Source organism: Leeuwenhoekiella obamensis (assembly GCF_055391795.1).
Map to the genome: position 1 here is coordinate 1680596 of NZ_AP029251.1, position 17830 is coordinate 1698425.

At 37.7% G+C, this 17830-nt stretch carries 19 protein-coding genes; 5 read left to right on the forward strand and 14 right to left on the reverse strand.

Annotated elements, in window-relative coordinates; all coding sequences use genetic code 11:
• The first annotated feature begins 350 nt into the window (after nucleotides 1–350).
• Nucleotides 351–1175: an OmpA/MotB family protein gene (locus tag ACZ5L8_RS07480; protein WP_462598008.1), complete on the forward strand. Its 825-nt coding sequence runs from the start codon at nucleotides 351–353 to the stop codon at nucleotides 1173–1175.
• 159 nt (nucleotides 1176–1334) lie between these two features.
• Here the strand turns inward: ACZ5L8_RS07480 and ACZ5L8_RS07485 are convergent, their stop codons facing one another.
• The 9 genes from ACZ5L8_RS07485 to menA all read right to left on the reverse strand — a co-directional run bounded on the left by ACZ5L8_RS07485 (nucleotide 1335) and on the right by menA (nucleotide 8134).
• On the reverse strand, nucleotides 1335–1544 hold the full coding sequence (locus ACZ5L8_RS07485; RefSeq protein WP_464440628.1) for a hypervirulence associated TUDOR domain-containing protein: 210 nt from the start codon (nucleotides 1542–1544) through the stop codon (nucleotides 1335–1337).
• A gap of 146 nt (nucleotides 1545–1690) precedes the next feature.
• Entirely contained in the window at nucleotides 1691–2308 is a 618-nt protein-coding gene (locus ACZ5L8_RS07490; protein ID WP_464440629.1) for an L-threonylcarbamoyladenylate synthase, read from the reverse strand.
• Nucleotides 2308–2508 (reverse strand): hypervirulence associated TUDOR domain-containing protein, encoded by a 201-nt coding sequence (locus tag ACZ5L8_RS07495; RefSeq protein WP_464440630.1) that lies wholly within the window; start codon nucleotides 2506–2508, stop codon nucleotides 2308–2310. The genes ACZ5L8_RS07490 and ACZ5L8_RS07495 overlap by 1 nt, the downstream gene beginning before the upstream one ends.
• A 267-nt stretch (nucleotides 2509–2775) precedes the next feature.
• Nucleotides 2776–3219, reverse strand: coding sequence for a hypothetical protein (locus ACZ5L8_RS07500; protein WP_464440631.1), 444 nt, complete (start codon nucleotides 3217–3219; stop codon nucleotides 2776–2778).
• Between the two features lie 162 nt (nucleotides 3220–3381).
• Nucleotides 3382–4458 (reverse strand): AMP-binding protein, encoded by a 1077-nt coding sequence (locus ACZ5L8_RS07505; protein ID WP_464440632.1) that lies wholly within the window; start codon nucleotides 4456–4458, stop codon nucleotides 3382–3384.
• Nucleotides 4459–4478: 20 nt separating this feature from the next.
• A complete protein-coding gene (locus ACZ5L8_RS07510) occupies nucleotides 4479–5432 on the reverse strand; it encodes a lysostaphin resistance A-like protein (RefSeq protein WP_464440633.1) in 954 nt (317 codons plus the stop codon).
• A 3-nt stretch (nucleotides 5433–5435) separates the two neighbouring features.
• Nucleotides 5436–6470: an o-succinylbenzoate synthase gene (locus ACZ5L8_RS07515; RefSeq protein WP_464440634.1), complete on the reverse strand. Its 1035-nt coding sequence runs from the start codon at nucleotides 6468–6470 to the stop codon at nucleotides 5436–5438.
• Nucleotides 6471–6473: 3 nt separating this feature from the next.
• On the reverse strand, nucleotides 6474–7154 hold the full coding sequence (locus ACZ5L8_RS07520) for a metal-dependent hydrolase (protein ID WP_464440635.1): 681 nt from the start codon (nucleotides 7152–7154) through the stop codon (nucleotides 6474–6476).
• Nucleotides 7155–7231: 77 nt separating this feature from the next.
• Nucleotides 7232–8134, reverse strand: coding sequence for a 1,4-dihydroxy-2-naphthoate octaprenyltransferase (gene menA / locus ACZ5L8_RS07525; protein WP_464440636.1), 903 nt, complete (start codon nucleotides 8132–8134; stop codon nucleotides 7232–7234).
• A 213-nt stretch (nucleotides 8135–8347) separates the two neighbouring features.
• Here menA and ACZ5L8_RS07530 point away from each other — a divergent pair, with 213 nt between their 5' ends.
• A complete protein-coding gene (locus tag ACZ5L8_RS07530; RefSeq protein WP_464440637.1) occupies nucleotides 8348–8602 on the forward strand; it encodes a PLD nuclease N-terminal domain-containing protein in 255 nt (84 codons plus the stop codon).
• Here the strand turns inward: ACZ5L8_RS07530 and mnmA are convergent.
• The 4 genes from mnmA to ACZ5L8_RS07550 all read right to left on the reverse strand — a co-directional run bounded on the left by mnmA (nucleotide 8599) and on the right by ACZ5L8_RS07550 (nucleotide 13888).
• The gene (mnmA, locus tag ACZ5L8_RS07535) at nucleotides 8599–9804 is read right to left on the reverse strand and encodes a tRNA 2-thiouridine(34) synthase MnmA (RefSeq protein ID WP_464440638.1); all 1206 of its coding nucleotides are present in this window, start codon (nucleotides 9802–9804) and stop codon (nucleotides 8599–8601) included. The genes ACZ5L8_RS07530 and mnmA overlap by 4 nt on opposite strands.
• Before the next feature lie 174 nt (nucleotides 9805–9978).
• Nucleotides 9979–11847: a membrane protein insertase YidC gene (gene yidC, locus ACZ5L8_RS07540; protein WP_464440639.1), complete on the reverse strand. Its 1869-nt coding sequence runs from the start codon at nucleotides 11845–11847 to the stop codon at nucleotides 9979–9981.
• 108 nt (nucleotides 11848–11955) lie between these two features.
• A complete protein-coding gene (locus ACZ5L8_RS07545) occupies nucleotides 11956–13569 on the reverse strand; it encodes a CTP synthase (protein ID WP_464440640.1) in 1614 nt (537 codons plus the stop codon).
• A 67-nt stretch (nucleotides 13570–13636) separates the two neighbouring features.
• Nucleotides 13637–13888, reverse strand: a complete 252-nt coding sequence (locus ACZ5L8_RS07550; protein WP_462597994.1) for a DUF3820 family protein — start codon at nucleotides 13886–13888, stop codon at nucleotides 13637–13639.
• Nucleotides 13889–13926: 38 nt separating this feature from the next.
• On the opposite strand from ACZ5L8_RS07550, the gene ACZ5L8_RS07555 reads away from it, so the two are divergent.
• The 3 genes from ACZ5L8_RS07555 to ACZ5L8_RS07565 all read left to right on the forward strand — a co-directional run bounded on the left by ACZ5L8_RS07555 (nucleotide 13927) and on the right by ACZ5L8_RS07565 (nucleotide 16893).
• The gene (locus ACZ5L8_RS07555) at nucleotides 13927–14325 is read left to right on the forward strand and encodes a thiol-disulfide oxidoreductase DCC family protein (protein ID WP_464440641.1); all 399 of its coding nucleotides are present in this window, start codon (nucleotides 13927–13929) and stop codon (nucleotides 14323–14325) included.
• Between the two features lie 67 nt (nucleotides 14326–14392).
• The gene (locus ACZ5L8_RS07560) at nucleotides 14393–14965 is read left to right on the forward strand and encodes a hypothetical protein (RefSeq protein ID WP_464440642.1); all 573 of its coding nucleotides are present in this window, start codon (nucleotides 14393–14395) and stop codon (nucleotides 14963–14965) included.
• Nucleotides 14966–15012: 47 nt separating this feature from the next.
• On the forward strand, nucleotides 15013–16893 hold the full coding sequence (locus ACZ5L8_RS07565) for a DUF4139 domain-containing protein (RefSeq protein WP_464440643.1): 1881 nt from the start codon (nucleotides 15013–15015) through the stop codon (nucleotides 16891–16893).
• Here ACZ5L8_RS07565 and ACZ5L8_RS07570 read toward each other — a convergent pair.
• Nucleotides 16890–17759, reverse strand: coding sequence for an SdiA-regulated domain-containing protein (locus ACZ5L8_RS07570; protein ID WP_464440644.1), 870 nt, complete (start codon nucleotides 17757–17759; stop codon nucleotides 16890–16892). The genes ACZ5L8_RS07565 and ACZ5L8_RS07570 overlap by 4 nt on opposite strands.
• Nucleotides 17760–17830: the final 71 nt, after the last annotated feature.

Genomic DNA, 17830 nt, shown 5'->3' on the forward strand with positions numbered 1-17830 from the left:
ATACCAATAAGCAAAATGGACGATTTTATGAGAAATATGAAGAATTATAAATTTCTCTATTAACTAAATCTTAACACTATTTCGATTTAATCGGTTGAAATTCTTTTGGCTGCAGCCAAATAAATAAAGTAAAAGCCCCATTAAAATAAGGGTTTTAAAATATGATATAAGATAAATCGTATTAGTTACGTTATATTACTGCGGTTAAGAGGTAAAAATGGCAAGCCCAACAGCACGAAAACCAATATGTTAAAAGATTAATTTTTAAAGTATTGTTAAGGCACTTATATTGCATACCATTTTTAATACTTTTGATCGTTAAACAATAAAGAAAAACAATTTTTAAACAGATGAAAAAATTTTTGATCATAACTGCATCGGCAGTATTACTTACTTCATGTGTTTCGCAGAAGAAATACGCTGCACTTGAAGCAAAACAAAAAGAAACACAAGATATGCTTAACTCAGCGACAGTAAAATTAAATACTTGTCTTGCTGAAAAAGATCGTATGGAAAATCAAATTTCTGATCTTAAGCAAACTAATCGCGACCTTATTGATACTCAAGGTAACTTAACTACACTTTCTACTAAAGGTGCAGAAAACCTTGAGCGTTCTCTAGAAGCTATCAAAGAAAAAGATCTACAGATCAAAGCTTTCCGTGATGCGCTTAACAAGAAAGACAGTGTAACTCTTGCACTTGTAACTAGCCTTAAAGGAGCTCTAGGAAATATCAACGACGAAGACATTGAAGTAAATGTTGAAAAAGGTGTTGTATATGTTTCTATCTCAGACAAGCTATTATTTAATAGCGGTCGTTGGGATGTAACAAACCGTGCTAAAGAAGTACTTGGTAAAGTTGCAACAGTTGTAAAAGCTAAGCCAGAAATAGAATTTATGGTAGAAGGTCATACAGATCCTAACCCAATAAGCAATAACGTGATCCAAGATAACTGGGATCTAAGTGTTAAGCGTGCAACTTCTGTTGTGCGAATCCTTCAGGACGAGTTTGGTGTGCCACCAGAAAGAATGGTAGCTGCTGGTAGAAGTTACTACGTTCCTGTTGCTAGCAATGACACTGCAGAAGGTCGTGCTAAAAACCGTAGAACAAGAATCGTTGTGCTTCCTAAGCTAGATCAGTTCTACAAAATGATCGAAGACGGTATGCCTAAATAGGTTTAAAATAATTTGGCTTTCGCCAAAAAGAGAAAACCCGCTGCTATCAGCGGTTTTTTTTATGCTTTGTCCTAAACGGAAATAGTAGCAAGAAAAAAGACGGCGGTTGCCGTCTTGTATATTTTGTTTTGGCTTTAAGCCAAAAAATTAAAAGTGTAATTAAGCTTTTTGTACTTCGCTTTCTAATTTAAGAGCATTAGCGCCATCTTCTTGCTCGATGTAAAGTGCTTTATCATCTTTGCTACCATCACGCGTTATTTCGCTTCCATCGATCTTTCTGGTAACTTTCTTGTCAAAAGTAGATTTTACTTTGCCTGTTGCGGTGCCATTACCCCATTTCCATTTTACTTTGCTTCCTTCTCTGATCATAATTATAGTTTTAATTTAAAACTACTATTCATGAGCTAAAAGCATTAATAATGAAAATCTAAATAACAGAAAATTAACGAGATGAGATGAAATAAGAAAATAAGTAAAGAGATCCTGTCGAAGACCTTTTCACGAAAGTGAAAAGATTACAACTCTGGACTTCCTTTACCTTCTCTTATTAAAACTGGATCGCCCGAAGTAAGATCAATTATCGTAGAAGGCACGTTATCACCATAACCACCGTCTACTACGCAGTCTACGATCTTCTCCCATTTTTCAAAAATAAGTTCTGGATCTGTGGTGTATTCTATCACTTCGTCCTCATCGTAGATAGATGTAGAAATGATAGGGTTACCCAGTTCGCGAACAATTGCGCGAGCGATGTTGTTATCTGGAATTCTAATTCCTACTGTTTTTTTCTTTTTAAAAACCGTAGGCAAATTGTTGTTACCCGGAAGAATAAAAGTGTACGGCCCAGGTAAAGCGCGTTTGAGTATTTTAAAAGTCGTAGAATCTATCTGGCGCACATAATCTGAGAGATTACTAAAGTCTTCGCAAATGAAAGAAAAGTTTGCCTTAGCTAACTTTATACCCTTGATCTGTGCCACGCGCTCTAGCGCTCTTGTATTTGTGATATCACAGCCCAGACCATAAACCGTATCTGTAGGATAGATTATGATGCCGCCATCTCTAAGATAATCTGCAATGCGCTTTATCTCGCGAGAGTTAGGGTTTTCATTATAAACTTTAATTAATTCTGCCATTAGACTTTTTCTACTTCACTTTCTAATTTTAAGACGTGACTTCCGTTTTCTTGTTCTATATATAAGGAGCGAATGGGAGCGCTTTTTGCACTGATACTATCTTCTATTTGAGCAAGCTCTCCTCCAAAGATAGACTTTACTTTGCCAGTCTCCACAATTTCTCCATTTTTCCACTTTACCAGCGTACCTTTATCAATCATTTTTTACTTGTATAAAATACCAAAGTTAACCGCGAGCCTAGATAGAGCAATATGCGCAGCTAGGATTAACGATTTATTAACGGACAAACTCTTACTCTTAACAAGGTATTTATCTACAAAAGTTACAAGAAAATCTTTGATAGCGCATCTAATGCTTTGAATCTTAATCATATCAAGAATTTGAGCGTTGGTTTAATGATACATTTACGTAAACGCTCAAATTTTGGTTGTGTTTTAAGAAAAAAAAGTGCCATCTGGCACTTTTTACTAATTGTCTTTATCTTTTTTCTTTCGCTTTTTCTTCTTTTTATCAAAGTCATCGATCGCCATAAATTTATTGACTTGATCCTCTGTAAGAATATTGCTCAAGTTGTTTTTGAATTCTTTCTCTATAAATTCATATTCCTTGCGAGCATCCTCACCTTTTAATGCATCATTTTTTTGAAGTCTAAAAACCTTATCATAATAATCATTGAGATATGATCTCAACACTTCAGATTTAAATGGGTCAAGCCCAAATTCTTCAACATACACTGGCAAACGCTCTGCAGTGATATCTTCTGGAGTTTTAGGTTCTGGTTGTGGTCTGGGAGTAGGTTGAGACATGCTGCGATTCATGCGACCCATACCGCCCATTCTATTATAATATTGCGCCGAAGCTTCATTTGCTAAAAAAACAAAAAATACTGCTGCGAGGATTATTCTCTTCATTTTAAGGAATTTTTCACAAAGGAAACAAAAATCAATAAACAATGCCACTTTTGAGCGTTTAGGTTTTCGTTTCGGTTAATTAATGGTTTAGGAGACCTTTTCGCTTAAAGCGAAAAAATCACTTACGCGATCAATAAATCAATTCTTATACCAAAAAAGAAATTATACCTGCTCTGAGGATTTTAACGCCCGAAGGGTTGCGCCGCGTTTGATCTTGCCCGTCTCTGTGTACACAAATTTTGCCGTGCAGTAAACAGCTTTGGGCACTTCGTATTTATCAAGCTCAGAATAGTCTAGCTTGGCAACGTCTATATTATCAGACTCTATGACGAGCACGAGACGCTCGCCTAATTTTTCATCTTCTTCGCCAGCTACAAAAAATTGAGAATCGATCTGCGGTGCCAATTTTTTCTCAATTTGCTCTGGATGCAATTTTATCCCGCCGCTATTGATCACGTTATCTACACGGCCTAGCCACAAGAATTTTTTGTAACTAAATAATCGCACCACATCATTTGTGATCACAGGATCGCTAGAAACCTTTGGCGCTTTTACTATAAGACAACCGCGATCATCTTGACTCACGGTAACTTTGCTCATCGTTCTAAAGGGAGTTTCGCCGCTTTTATGCTTCTTGCTGTTTATTCTTTTTACCGCTATATGCGAAATTGTCTCTGTCATTCCATAGGTTTCATAAACCTTAGTATCAATATCAGCTACTAGTTCTTTTAACGACTCTGAAAATGGACCGCCGCCCACGATAAGTTTGCTTATTAAATGCAAGCGAGCCACAGAATTATCTAATTGAAAAGGCGTCATTGCAGAAAATTCATAACGTTTAAAAACCTGATCTAACGGATTTGCCTTAGGTGGAACAACATCTAATCTCCAGCCTAAAACCATTGCTCTTACAAGCATCATTTTACCGGCGATGTAGCGAGAAGGCAAGCAAAGTAGCGCTGTGGTATCTTCATCAAGCCCAAAGTACTTACCAGTAGCTTTTGCACTACTGATCATATGCTTTTTGCGTAGCTTGATAGATTTGGGCTCACCCGTACTGCCTGAAGTATTAACCATTACATACTTCTTATCATCTAACCAAGACAATAAAAAGTCACCTATCTCTTCTTCATGGGCTTCGCCCATCCTTATATATTCTTTCGCCAGATCTTTTAATCCAGAAACTTTGTAGGATTTACCATTAAGTTGAAATGCTGGGTGTAAAGGATTCTTGGCCATAAGACAGGTAAAATGAAATTTTAAACTGTTACTTGCTCGTCTATAAGTGCGGTTTCGGGCGGTTTTACTTTACCAAAAAGTTTTTCCTTCCAGCCCTTCCACTTATACTTATATGCTAAGATAATCAAGAAGATGGGATATACAATGAATACTGGCAAAACAGCATCAAAACCAACTTCAGGATTTGAGACATCTTTGAAAATAGATTCGGTTTGAAATACGGTCCAATCTGCAGTAACTAGCAGCGCCGTGATCATATTATTACCTGCATGAAAGCCTAAGGCAAGCTCCATACCCTCGTCCATCAATGTCATGATGCCTAGTAAAAATCCAGTTCCTATATAATAGATCATTATTATAGGCCCCAATTTATCTACCTCTGGATTGAAAAAATGCATTCCTCCAAAAACTACTGAAGTAATAACTAATGGGAACCATCTATTTTTTGCTAGAATCCCAAGACCTTGCATAAGATAACCTCTGAAGACATATTCTTCTGTACTTGTTTGAATTGGGACAAGAAAAAGCGATAATATAAAGAGGATTAAAAATGGAATAGGTCTAAAGTTCAGCACATAATCTTCCGGCGAAAGCCAGTAATCTATAAGCGTAGAAATAATGGTAAATGCTGCCACTAAACCAAAAGCAAAAAATGCTCTTCCCCAATCAAATTTCTTACGAGTGGTTGTAACTTCAAGTAACTTCTGCCCGTGTAAGATCTTCACCACAAAAATTATAGCCGCAAAAGCAAATACAAATGAAACTAAAAGTAGAAAGAAAGATAAATTAGGGTCTAAAACTGACAATAAATTATTGCCATCTATGGTAGTCATTCCTTCAAGACCTACTTCTAAAGCGACTCCTATAACAAATGGGATCTGCCCAATAATACTGCCTAAAAAAATAATTAAAGAGCCAATTAAATAAAACCAGAAAGCATTATTTTTTGCCTTATAAGCCTGAGCTATAAACATACATTAAAATTGAAGCGACCATCTATTTTCTGGATTATACCAGAGATGACCTCGTGTTATTTCTAAAGGTGAAGATACATTATTTGTATACAAACTACCAGTTCCTAATCCTTGTGGTATCACCGTGTTTTTTGTGTAAGTATATTGTGCGATCGCATTAAGCCCCACATTACTTTCTAAGGCAGATGTGATCCACCAGCCGGCATTAATTTGCTCTGTAAGACTTATCCAGGTATCGCTTCCGCGAAAACCGCCGATCAAGCTAGGTTTAAGAATGATATATTGAGGATTGATATGTTGCATCATCTCTTGCTTTTTTGCAACATCAAAAATGCCTATCAATTCTTCATCTAATGCAATAGGTAATGGTGTGTTCTCGCAGAGTTTTGCCATCGCGTCCCATTGTCCCGCTTTAATAGGTTGCTCTATACTATGAATATCTAGCGAAGCAAGTTGGTCAAGTTTTTTCATGGCATCCTCTGGAGCAAATGCTCCATTTGCATCTACACGCAGCGTAATATCTTTCGCTGAAAAGCGATCACGAATACCTTTTAAAAGCTTAATCTCTGTGTCAAAATCAATAGCACCTATTTTCATTTTAATGCAATCAAAGCCAGCTTCAAGCTTCTCCTCTATTTGCTGATGCATGAATTTTTCTTCACCCATCCATATCAAACCGTTTATGCTTATCCCCTTTTCACCGTGAGTGAAAGCAGAGGGAAATAGCTTAAAAGGGTCTTGTGATTCAAATGAACGAAACGCCATTTCTAACCCAAATTGAATACTAGGAAAACCTTCTAGCTTGAAGTACAACTCATCAAGACCTTGATGAATATTATCGCAAGCCCACTTTAAGGTTTCTTCATAATCTGGGCGATCGTCAATACTCAGTCCTCTTAAGATTCCACACTCGCCGTAGCCTACTTTTCCTGTGGCATCAATACGTATGAACCAGGTTTCTTTTTCAGTAAGAACGCCCCGCGAAGTCCCGCTGGGGCGTTTAAATTGTAATGTATGTTTAAAGTATGTTGCTTTCACAAATTATAATTCAAGAGATGCTCCTATATCAAGCAGCGTAAGTTCTTTACCTTTTAATTCAAATTGTGATTTTGCCCACTCATGATCAATTTTAATCGGGTCAAAAGTATCATAATGACAACCTATGACTTTATCACATTCTACAAAATCACTTGCAATAATAGCGTCTTCAACGCCCATGGTAAAGTTATCACCTATCGGGAAAATATTGATATCAACGTCAAACTGCATCGGGATCAACTTCATATCCATCGTTAAACACGTGTCTCCAGCCATATAAACCGTTTTGCCGTCTATTACAAAAACAAAACCTCCTGGTTGACCACCATAATTTCCATCAGGAAATGAACTTGTGTGAATCGCTTGCACGTATTTTGCGGAACCAAATTCTAATTTTACAGTTCCGCCATGATTCATGTGATGCACGGTAAGCCCTTTTTCACCAAAGTAATTAGCAATCTCATAATTTGCATAGATCACCGCGCCAGTATTTTTGGCAATAGCCTCAACGTCCAGAATATGATCTTGATGCGCATGCGTCAGGAAGATATAATCTGCCTCAATGGTATTGATGTCAATTTTATCTTTTGCTAATGGATTGCCGGTGATAAAAGGATCGGTTAAAATTTTTACTTCTTTGGCTTCAAAGCCAAAGCAATTTTGCCCGTAGTATGTAATTTTCATGGATCGTAAATATTTGATTGATCAGAAAATTACGAAACCAAACAATCTTCGCAAGTCAAGCCTGTACTAAGTTTTCGTTAAAAAAGAAAGCCTAGCAAAAACAATAACGAGAAGAAAAATGTACTCAGTGCAACCTTTTTTAATTCGGGATCCAGAAGCGCCGGTGCGTCATTTTTAAAAACACGTTTTAAATGAATGATCAACGGTACAAAAACCAAAATTGAAATTACTGAATACAACCAAGTGCCGGTAACTGCAAAATAGATCAACACACAAGCAAGTGCGCCTAGAATGAGAAATGCATGATACGCTTTCGCGGAAGCTTCTCCTAATTTTACCGCAAGTGTGATCTTACCAGCCTTTGCGTCAGATAATCTGTCGCGCATATTATTAAGGTTAAGCACCGCAGCACTTAAAAACCCGATGGTCGTAGCCGGCAGAAAAGTATATAGATAAAGTTGTTTTTCATATAAAAAATTAGAGCCGCAAACAGCTACCAAGCCAAAAAACAGAAAAACAAAAACATCACCTAAACCTCGGTATCCATAAGCCGAATTGCCAACCGTATATTTAATCGCAGCAGCAATTGCAAGAATCCCCAGAACGATGAAGATCAAAGAATACAAGATCATTTCTGACCCAAAAGCGACATAGATCAAAGCAATACTCACGATCAATGAAAATAGTGCCATTACGATCATTCCGCCGCGTAATTCTTTTGCGCTTAAGAGTCCGCTTTGCATGGCTCTCGTAGGACCTATACGATCCTCGTTGTCTGTACCTTTTACACCATCGCCATAGTCGTTTGCAAAATTTGACAATACCTGAAAACCTAGCGTTGCCAGCAAACAAAGTACAAAGATCGTCCCATTAAAATTTCCTGTTTCAATAGCCATTACGCTTCCTGTAAGAATACCAGAAATAGATAATGGCAATGTGCGCAAACGTGCGGCAGAGATCCAGGTTTTAAATTTATGCATGCGGTAAATTTTGCTGTAAAAATATCATTTAGCTAGCAGTTTTTGGCTACAGCCAAAAAAGTATTTAAAGAATGCTAAAATACAGCCTTATGGTCTTAAAGTATAGTGAATTGCTCACCATACAAGCGCGTCACTGCGTAACTTTAAGAGAAAGAAAAAATTAGAGTGTGGTCATATTGAAACACACATCAAGTATAATTAAAAATTCAAGCTATGATACCTTTACAAATTATGGAAGGATTTCCCACTTTTAACGGGTTACTTCTCGCAGTGATAATCGCAGGATATGTTCTAAACATCATCTGCATATTCAACATCTCAAAATTAAAATTTAAAGGAGAAGGTAAAAACGCATGGTTAGCCATCTTATTGATCCTGCCACTTGTAGGCGGAGTGCTTTATCTAACTATGGGAAGATCTCAACGCATACGCGGCGAGGAAGCTGACTTTTTCAGTCACTCACACTAAGATATCACACCAGATCCTAGACATTCAACCCCGCGATACCAAGCCACAAATTGACCTGTGGTAATCGCAGATTGTGGTTGAGCAAAACTTACATAAAGGCCATCCTCTGTTCTATGCAGGGTGGCCTTTTGTAATGGCTGCCTGTAACGAATGCGCGCCATAATTTCAAGGGTTTCGCCTACTGCAAGTTCAAGATCCTCACGTATCCAGTGTATTTCGCTTGCTTGCACATACAAAGCACTGCGATACAAACCAGGATGTTGCTTTCCTTGACCGGTGTAAATTATATTTTCTTCAACGTCAGTATCGATCACAAAAAGCGGTTCAACCGTGCCTCCTACACCCAGCCCTTTGCGTTGACCTATCGTGAAGTAATGTGCGCCTTGATGTTTACCCACAACTTTACCCTCTGTGCTTTTGTATTTTGGCTTTAAAGCCAAAGTACTTATCGTCTGAGTAAGCGTATCACCGTCACTGTAATTTTCTTCTTGCAAAGCCTTGAATTTTACCTCAGAAACTTCTGCAGGAATTTCAATGATATTACCTTCCTTAGGCATCAACTTCTGCTGAAGGAACTCTGGCAAACGCACTTTACCGATGAAGCAAAGTCCTTGACTATCTTTTTTCTCGGCCGTAATAAGATCTTGTTCTTTTGCAATAGCACGCACTTCGCTTTTTTGCAAATGACCTATGGGAAAAAGTGTTCTTGAAAGTTGTTCTTGTGATAACTGACACAAGAAATACGATTGATCTTTATTAGGATCTGCGCCGGCAAGCAATTGAAAAACCGGATTGCCGTTTGCTTCGATCTCACCTTTTCGACAATAATGCCCAGTCGCGACATAATCTGCGCCTAGACTCATTGCAATTTTCATAAAAACATCAAACTTGATCTCACGATTACAAAGCACGTCAGGATTTGGCGTACGCCCCATTTCATATTCACGGAACATGTAATCTACAATACGCTCTTTGTATTGCTCACTCAGGTCTACCGTTTGAAAAGGTATCCCCAACTTCTCTGCAACAAGCATCGCATCGTTACTATCATCCAGCCAGGGGCATTCATCAGAAATGGTCACGCTATCGTCATGCCAATTCTTCATAAAAAGGCCAATGACATTATAACCCGCTTCCTTAAGTAAATAAGCAGATACACTACTATCTACACCACCGCTAAGACCTACAACAACAGTTTTCATAAAAATATATTGACTTGCTAAGTCGCAATTAAAAAGGCAAAATTACAAATAAACATTCAAGGATTTTCTCTGCACAAAGCCTCTAAGGTAAATTCCTAAAAACAAAAAACCTACAAGCGTGAGAAACACATCTTGCAGGTTTTTGTTCTTTTCGCTACAGCGAAAAAACTAAACTTATTTTTTCTTTTGCTGTTGCTCTGCCTGCTCCATCATTTCAGAGAATTTACGCTGAAATTTATTTTGCTTGCGTGGCTGAGCTTTTTTAGCCTCTATCTTAGCATGTACTTTATCTTCATCAAGAATAAAGTTCTTGATCACAAGCATGATGCTAATTGTAATAAGGTTTGAAACCAGATAGTACAATGAAAGTCCACTAGCGTAATTGTTGAAGAATATCAACATGAAAAGTGGCGACAAGTACATTAAGAATTTCATATTAGGCATTCCTGGTTGCTGCGTTTGCTGCATGCTCTGCCCAGTAGTCATCGTCATGTAAATAAAGATAGCGATCGCTGCAAGAATTGGGAATAAACTCACGTGATCTCCATATAATGGAATATGGAATGGCAACTGCACGATCACATCATAACTTGATAAATCATCTGCCCAAAGGAAACTTTTTTGTCTTAGATCAAAAGCTGATGGGAAGAACGTGAACAATGCGTAGAACACCGGGATTTGTAATAATCCAGGCAAACAACCACTCAGCGGACTCGCGCCTGCCTTGTTATAAAGCGCCATTGTTTCTTGCTGCGCTTTCATCTTATTGTCTTTGTACTTCTCGTTGATCTCGTTGATCTCAGGACGAAGCACCTTCATCTTAGCTTGAGAAAGATATTGCTTGTATTGAATAGGACTCAAGCAAATCTTAACGATAATCGTTAATGCGATAATTGCAAAACCAGCTGGTAAGAATGAGATCAACCACCCAAATAATGGAATGATAATGTATTTGTTTATCGTACCAAAAATCCCCCAACCTAATGGCATTGCTTCATCAAGACCACGATCATAGTCGTTAAGTATTTGATAATCCATTGGGCCATAATACATGTCCATTGCATAATTAAGCTCACCGTTTGTAGGCTCTAGCAATGCATCTGCAGAATATTGTTTTGTGTATAAAGTATCAACTTCTTCATCTTCTACAAGATTCTTAGAAGTAAATTTTACATCGTTAAGCGGCGTATCGCTTAATAACATAGACCCAAAGAAATGCTGTCTAAAGTTGAACCAGTTTACACCATTTTCTATCTCATCATCTTCACCGGCTTGTCCTAGTTTATCATGCTTCTCATCATCATACTCGTAGGTTAAACGTGTATAGCGATTTTCATAAGAGATACTCTTGGCATGGCGATATCCTTTAAAATCCCATTTTAAACGTGTAGGATTTGAGGTATTGATCACGTTTTGTAATCCTTGCGTTTTCACGCCAAAACCTAACATATAATCATTAGGTTTTAACTCATATCTAAACTCAAGATATTCGTTGTTAGAAACCTTAAGTTTCATGCTTAGCACATTATTATCACCATTCTTTGTAACTGAAGGTTCAAAGTAAAGGTTCTGTGTATTAAGCGTTCTATTGTCTGAAGTGCTAAAGGTTACATTGAAGCTACTATTACCATCTTTAATAAGATAAACTGGTAATGAATCATAGGTTTTAAATTCCTTTAGTCTTGCTTCAACGATCTGCCCACCTTTGTTGCTAACCACAAGTTCCATCTTGTCGTTTTCAATTGTGGTGGTTGCATCAGTCGCAGACGGTAGCGTTGCACTGTAAGCAAAGCTTCCTAACTTTTCGCGTAAGCGTATTTGACCTAAACTATCTGTAACAGGCGCGGCAGACTCATTTTCGCCTTGAGCGATAACTGCATCATTTGCTGCTTGTTTTTCTTGATTTTCTACCTGCTCTTGCTTTGCTTTTTCAGCAGCAAGTTCTTCTTCGGTAGGTTGATTGTTGTACAACATCCATATCAAAATCCCGCCGATGAGCAAGAAACCTATCAATGATTTTACGTCAAACTTTTTTTCTTCCATATTCTATGAGGCAAAATGCCTGTTTCAATTTATAATTTGCAAGGATTGCTTGTAGCACTGCAAACAATTACAAGCCCAAGAATCCTTTTTATGCCACATTGGCGGTGTTTATGAATTTTTGTGCTCTACCGCCGCTTGAATAAACGCTACAAATAACGGATGTGGATTTGCAACCGTACTGCGATATTCTGGATGATACTGCACTCCTACAAACCATGGATGTTCTGGGATCTCTACGATCTCTACGAGTCCGGTTTTTGGGTTTGTACCAGTAACTTTAAGACCAGCATCTTCTAGCTGTTTGCGGTATTTATCATTAAATTCATAACGGTGACGGTGACGCTCGCTTATTATGTTACCATTATAAACTTTGCTCACGATACTGTCTACATCAAGGTCACAATCCCAAGCTCCAAGACGCATGGTTCCGCCCATGTGTGTGATGTCTTTTTGCTCTTCCATGATATCTATTACAGGATCTGGAGTTTCTTTGTGCATTTCAGTCGAATTGGCAGATTTAAGACCTAGCACGTTGCGTGCATACTCTATCACAGCCATTTGCATCCCTAAGCAAATCCCTAAAAAAGGAATATTATTTTCTCTGGCATACTGCACGGCTTTGATCTTACCTTCTATACCACGCTCACCAAAACCTGGAGCAACAAGTACAGCATCTAGCTTACTTATCTTTTCGTCAATTACTTGCTGCGTGATAAATTCACTGTGAATAGGCTCTACATTTACCTTCACTTCATTTTCTGCACCAGCGTGAATAAAAGCTTCTAAAATAGATTTATAACTATCCTGAAGTTCTACATATTTACCTATAAGACCAATGGTTACAACTTCTTTAGGATTTTTATGACGACGCAAGAACTCATTCCAGCGTGTAAGCTCTGGCTTAGTATCTTCAGATAATTTTAGCTTACGAAGCGTAATAAGGTCAAGACCTTCTTCAAGCATTAAATTAGGTACATCATAAATTGTAGATGCATCTATAGATTGGATTACAGCTTCTTTCTTAACATTACAGAACTGCGCCAATTTAGATCTAAGATCATCGCTTAACTCATGCTCTGTACGACATACAAGAATATCTGCTTTGATACCGCTTTCCATCAGTGTTTTTACACTGTGTTGCGTAGGTTTTGTTTTTAATTCACCTGCTGCAGACAGATAAGGAATGAGCGTTAAATGAATAACTAGCGCATTATCATCGCCTAGCTCCCATTTTAATTGGCGTACAGACTCAATGTATGGCAATGACTCAATATCACCTACAGTTCCACCAATCTCTGTAATGATGATATCATAATCACCACGATTACCCAGATCTTGAATACGCTCTTTAATTTCGTTTGTGATATGCGGTATAACCTGCACGGTTTTACCTAGAAATTCGCCACGGCGCTCCTTTTCAATTACATTTTGGTAAATTCTACCAGTTGTAACGTTGTTTGCCTGCGAAGTATTTACATTAAGAAAACGCTCATAATGCCCCAGATCAAGATCTGTTTCTGCACCATCATCAGTAACGTAGCACTCGCCGTGCTCGTATGGATTAAGCGTTCCTGGATCTACATTAATATACGGATCAAGCTTTTGAATTGTAACACGGTATCCTCTAGCTTGCAATAATTTAGCAAGAGAAGCTGCGATAATTCCTTTACCTAGTGAAGATGAAACCCCGCCCGTAACGAAGATGTATTTGGTTTCTGCCATCTAAAAGTGATTTTACGGGATGCAAAGGTATGTATAATTTTAAGGAAGTTAAAGAAGTGTAAAATGTTTATTTTTCGCTTCCGCGAAAGTTACTCGGCCTAGGGTAATTATCCCTTATTTTTCTTACTACTTCCTCAATGCCGTTTATTTTAACCTCATGCATCTGCTCCATCATAAAACCTAATTTACCTTGAGGAAAACCCTTTTGTTTAAACCAACCGTAATAATACTCAGGAATATCGACTAAGTAACGGCCTTCATATTTACCAAAAGGCATTTTATAATGCGCCAGTTCTATGAGCTTTTCTTTTTCAAACATCGCTGCAAAATACGGTCAAATTTCAATAATTTTACGCCATGCATAATAAGATTTTGCTTTTTGACGGTGTTTGTAATCTGTGCGATGGCGCAGTACAATTTATCATTAAACATGATAAAAAAGAGCAAATCTATTTTGCATCGCTACAAAGCGAAACCGGCAAAGACTTACTTAAAAAATACAATATTGATCCCGCCGAAACTGACAGCATGGTTTTTATAGACCACGGCAAGGTTTTTATAAAAAGTAGCGCTGCCCTTAGAGTTTCAAAATATCTAGACAAGTCTTATCCCCTCGCCTACGGATTTATCGCTGTACCAAGATTTTTACGCAATTCCGTTTATGACTTTGTCGCCCGCAACCGCTACAAATGGTATGGTAAGAAAGAGCATTGCATGATCCCAACACCAGCGCTGAAATCTAGATTTTTAGATTAGACCTGTTCATTTTCAATACTTTTGCAACATAGATATTGTCTTTAGGTCTTTAAATTAAAAGATAACTATGAGCGATAGATTACAGCAAAGCATCATTTTTATTCTCATATGCATAAATGTTAGCCTTTCGGCGAAAGCTCAAATCGTAGAAAAACCTAGTGAAGACAATCAATTGAATATTTACACCTCACCAAAATTCTCATTAGATTTCTCGCAAAAAACCATAAGTAGCAATATTGATAACATTGGTTTTTCTCGCTATGCAAGCAATGCACTAACATTTACAAAAGGTAATTTTTCTCTGGAGCTAGGCGCAGGATTTTTAGCGCAAGCGTCAAGTTATGATCCGCTAAATCAAAGTCTACAAGTAGGCGCAGATTTTAATGCAGAATATTTTATAAGTCAGCATTGGTCTGTGTTTGCGAGCGGTAGATACTTTAGTAATGACCTCAATAACAATACAAATCTTCAGAATCCCATTTTCTTTGATCCGTCGTTTATTCAAAGTGGTTTTGACGCAGGTGTTAAGGGCGATTATGGAGATTTTAATATTCTCATAGGCGGTAAGAGAACAATTCCTAATACGCCAAATCTAGATGCAAGTTCATTTTTATATTCCTCATTTTCACTTAAGTTTTAAATTAAACCGTTATATTCAAACAATATTATTCTCAATCAATTCACTTCATGAAAAATATCTTTACTCTCATTTTAGCGTTTTTTTGTGTTAATTCTTTTCGCGCAAGCGAAAAGCCAGCAGCGCAAAGTTCTACCATAAAAAATGTCACTGTGTATTTACAAGGCGCAACCATTGAAAGACAAGCGTATATAAGCTTAAAAGGTGGTAGTAATGAAATAACTTTTGACAACCTCTCGCCAGATATTATTGAAAGTAGCATACAGGTTTCTGGACTTAAAAATGCCAGTGTACTCTCTATCATGTTTAATTATAATTATTTGGACAAAAAGAAAGAAACTGCAGAATATAAAAGTCTTGAGGATGAAATGGATGCGCTTGACGCGAAAGTAAATGAGATCGAAAATCAGATAAGCGGTTATCAGCAGGAATTAGACATTATTACAAAAAATGAGCGTGTGAATAGCGATAACACAGATCTTTCTCTCGAGAAATTAAAACAGATCGCAACCTATTATCGCCAGCGCACCACCGAAATCAAGAATGAGATCTACCGCCTAAGACTTGAAAAATATGACCTTGACAAGTCTGTTGCTGATCTTAAAAAAGAAATGAACAAACTCAATGACAATAAAAAAGAAAGACGCGGTGAAATTGTTCTTAAGCTAGATGCTGAAAGCGCAACTAATCTAGATCTTAAGCTTTCATACAACATTAGCAACGCAGGATGGTTCCCTTTATATGATATACGTGCAAAGAACAGTAACAGCCCTATTGAAGTAAATTATAAAGCAAATGTATATCAACAAAGCGGTGTAGATTGGGACAATGTGCAACTCACACTTTCTACTGGTGATCCTAGCACAAATAATATAAAGCCCGAGCTTGATACCAAGTATTTAAATTTTGTGGGACGCTATTATAGATCTTCAACGGCGGTAAGACGTGATAATCACAAATACAACCCAACGATTAAAACAGTACATGGAAGAATTCTAGATCACAATGGCCTGCCACTGCCGGGCGTTAATGTTATAGAAAATGGAACTTCAAATGGCGTAAGTACAGACGTTGATGGGGATTACAGAATTAATATTCAGCGTGGGAAGGAGTTGGCAATTTCATATGTGGGCTATCAATCTCAAAATTTACCTATTTATGCATCTACTATGAATGTTCAACTTGAGCAAGATTCAAATACATTAGATGAAGTGGTAGTGGTAGGTTATGGGAGGCAAAAAAAGAGAAGCCTAACGGGCGCCGTGGCAGGTATTAAAGTTGAACAAGAAGACTATAGCGAGAATGTTACAGCAAAGCAAGAAAGTTTAACGAACACAAAATTTGAGATCAATAAGCCGTATTCTATTGTTTCTAATGGTGATGTAACGACTATTGAGATCGATAATTTTGATCTTCCGGCGACTTACAAACATTATGCTGCGCCAGAGCTTAATGAAAATGTTTTTCTTACAGCAACCGTGCGAGAATGGGAGAAATATGATCTTTTGCAGGGAGAAGCAAGCATTTATTTTGAAGGTAATTATGCGGGTAAAACCCAGATTAGCCCTGTTGCAACTTCAGACAGTCTGAGTCTTTCTTTGGGCGTAGACCCAAATATTATCGTAAAAAGAGAACGAGAAAATGATTTTAAAAAATCTACTTTCTTAGGAAATAACCGCATCGTTGCCAGAAAGTACACTATCGATATTAAAAACAATAAAAGCAGCGCAATCAATTTATTGCTCGAAGATAGAATCCCGATTTCTCAAAATGACGACATTAAAGTAAGCGAAATTGAAACTGGCGATGCAAAATATGATGATGAGGACGGCATCATGCAATGGGAACTTAAATTAGAACCTAAGCAAAGCGTTAAAAAGGAATTTAGCTATGAGGTAAAATACCCGCGTAGCAAATACATCAATCTTTAAAAAAGCTCAACCATAACGATATTCGCAGGGTTACCACCACGACCTTCATTAGATATAAAAAGGTCTCCCATGGGCGTGAATGTCATCCCTTCTGGCTGCGGAAAAATATCATCATCAAAGGTGTAGACTTTTTCTACTTTTCCTTCAAGATCAAGAATGAGAAGTTTAGGGTCTACACCTTCTAAAACATAGATCTCACCAGTTCCTGGATGCGCCGCGATCTCTGATGGCCTCAGGGTTTTATAACCCTTTTTCTTCTCAAATTCTTTTAACTTTTTGTCTTTAAGATCAATGTTTACGTACGGTTTACTTTTAAACTCCTTCTCATCAATAGAGAAGTAATAGATCGCTTTATGATCTTCGTCGTCTGTATCTTTATCTTTCGGGATTATGAGCAGATTCTCTTTACCTCGATCCAGCGACAAACTTTCCATATTATTCTTGTCGTCAAAGGGAAGTTCATACGTGTTAACCTCTGGCTTTTCTGATTGAAAATTCTTGATCTCAAACAACACTCCGTCGCTACGCATCGCATACGCATCGTCGCCACGCACGGCAATCCCTTCAAAATCTCCGTATTCGCCAAATGTGATCTTGTCAATCACCTTACGACTATCAAGATCATAAATGTAAATTATCGCATCCTCATCTTCAATCGCAGCGATCTTATTGCTGCCTAGCCATGCAATCCCAGAAACCTCTGAAAGTTCATCAGGCATTTCCCAGGTTTGCGTAACCTCATAATTTTCGGCACCAGCCTCATCAGGTCTATACACCTGACCTTTAAAGGCAAAAGTCAAAACACCGGTTAACAAAAATATTGTAGCAATGATCCATATTTCTAAGCGCTTCATCAGCATAATCATAATCTCATTTTAATGACGCTACAAGATATAACAGCACTCGCTTAAGCCGCAGAAAATTAAATTTCTTTAAC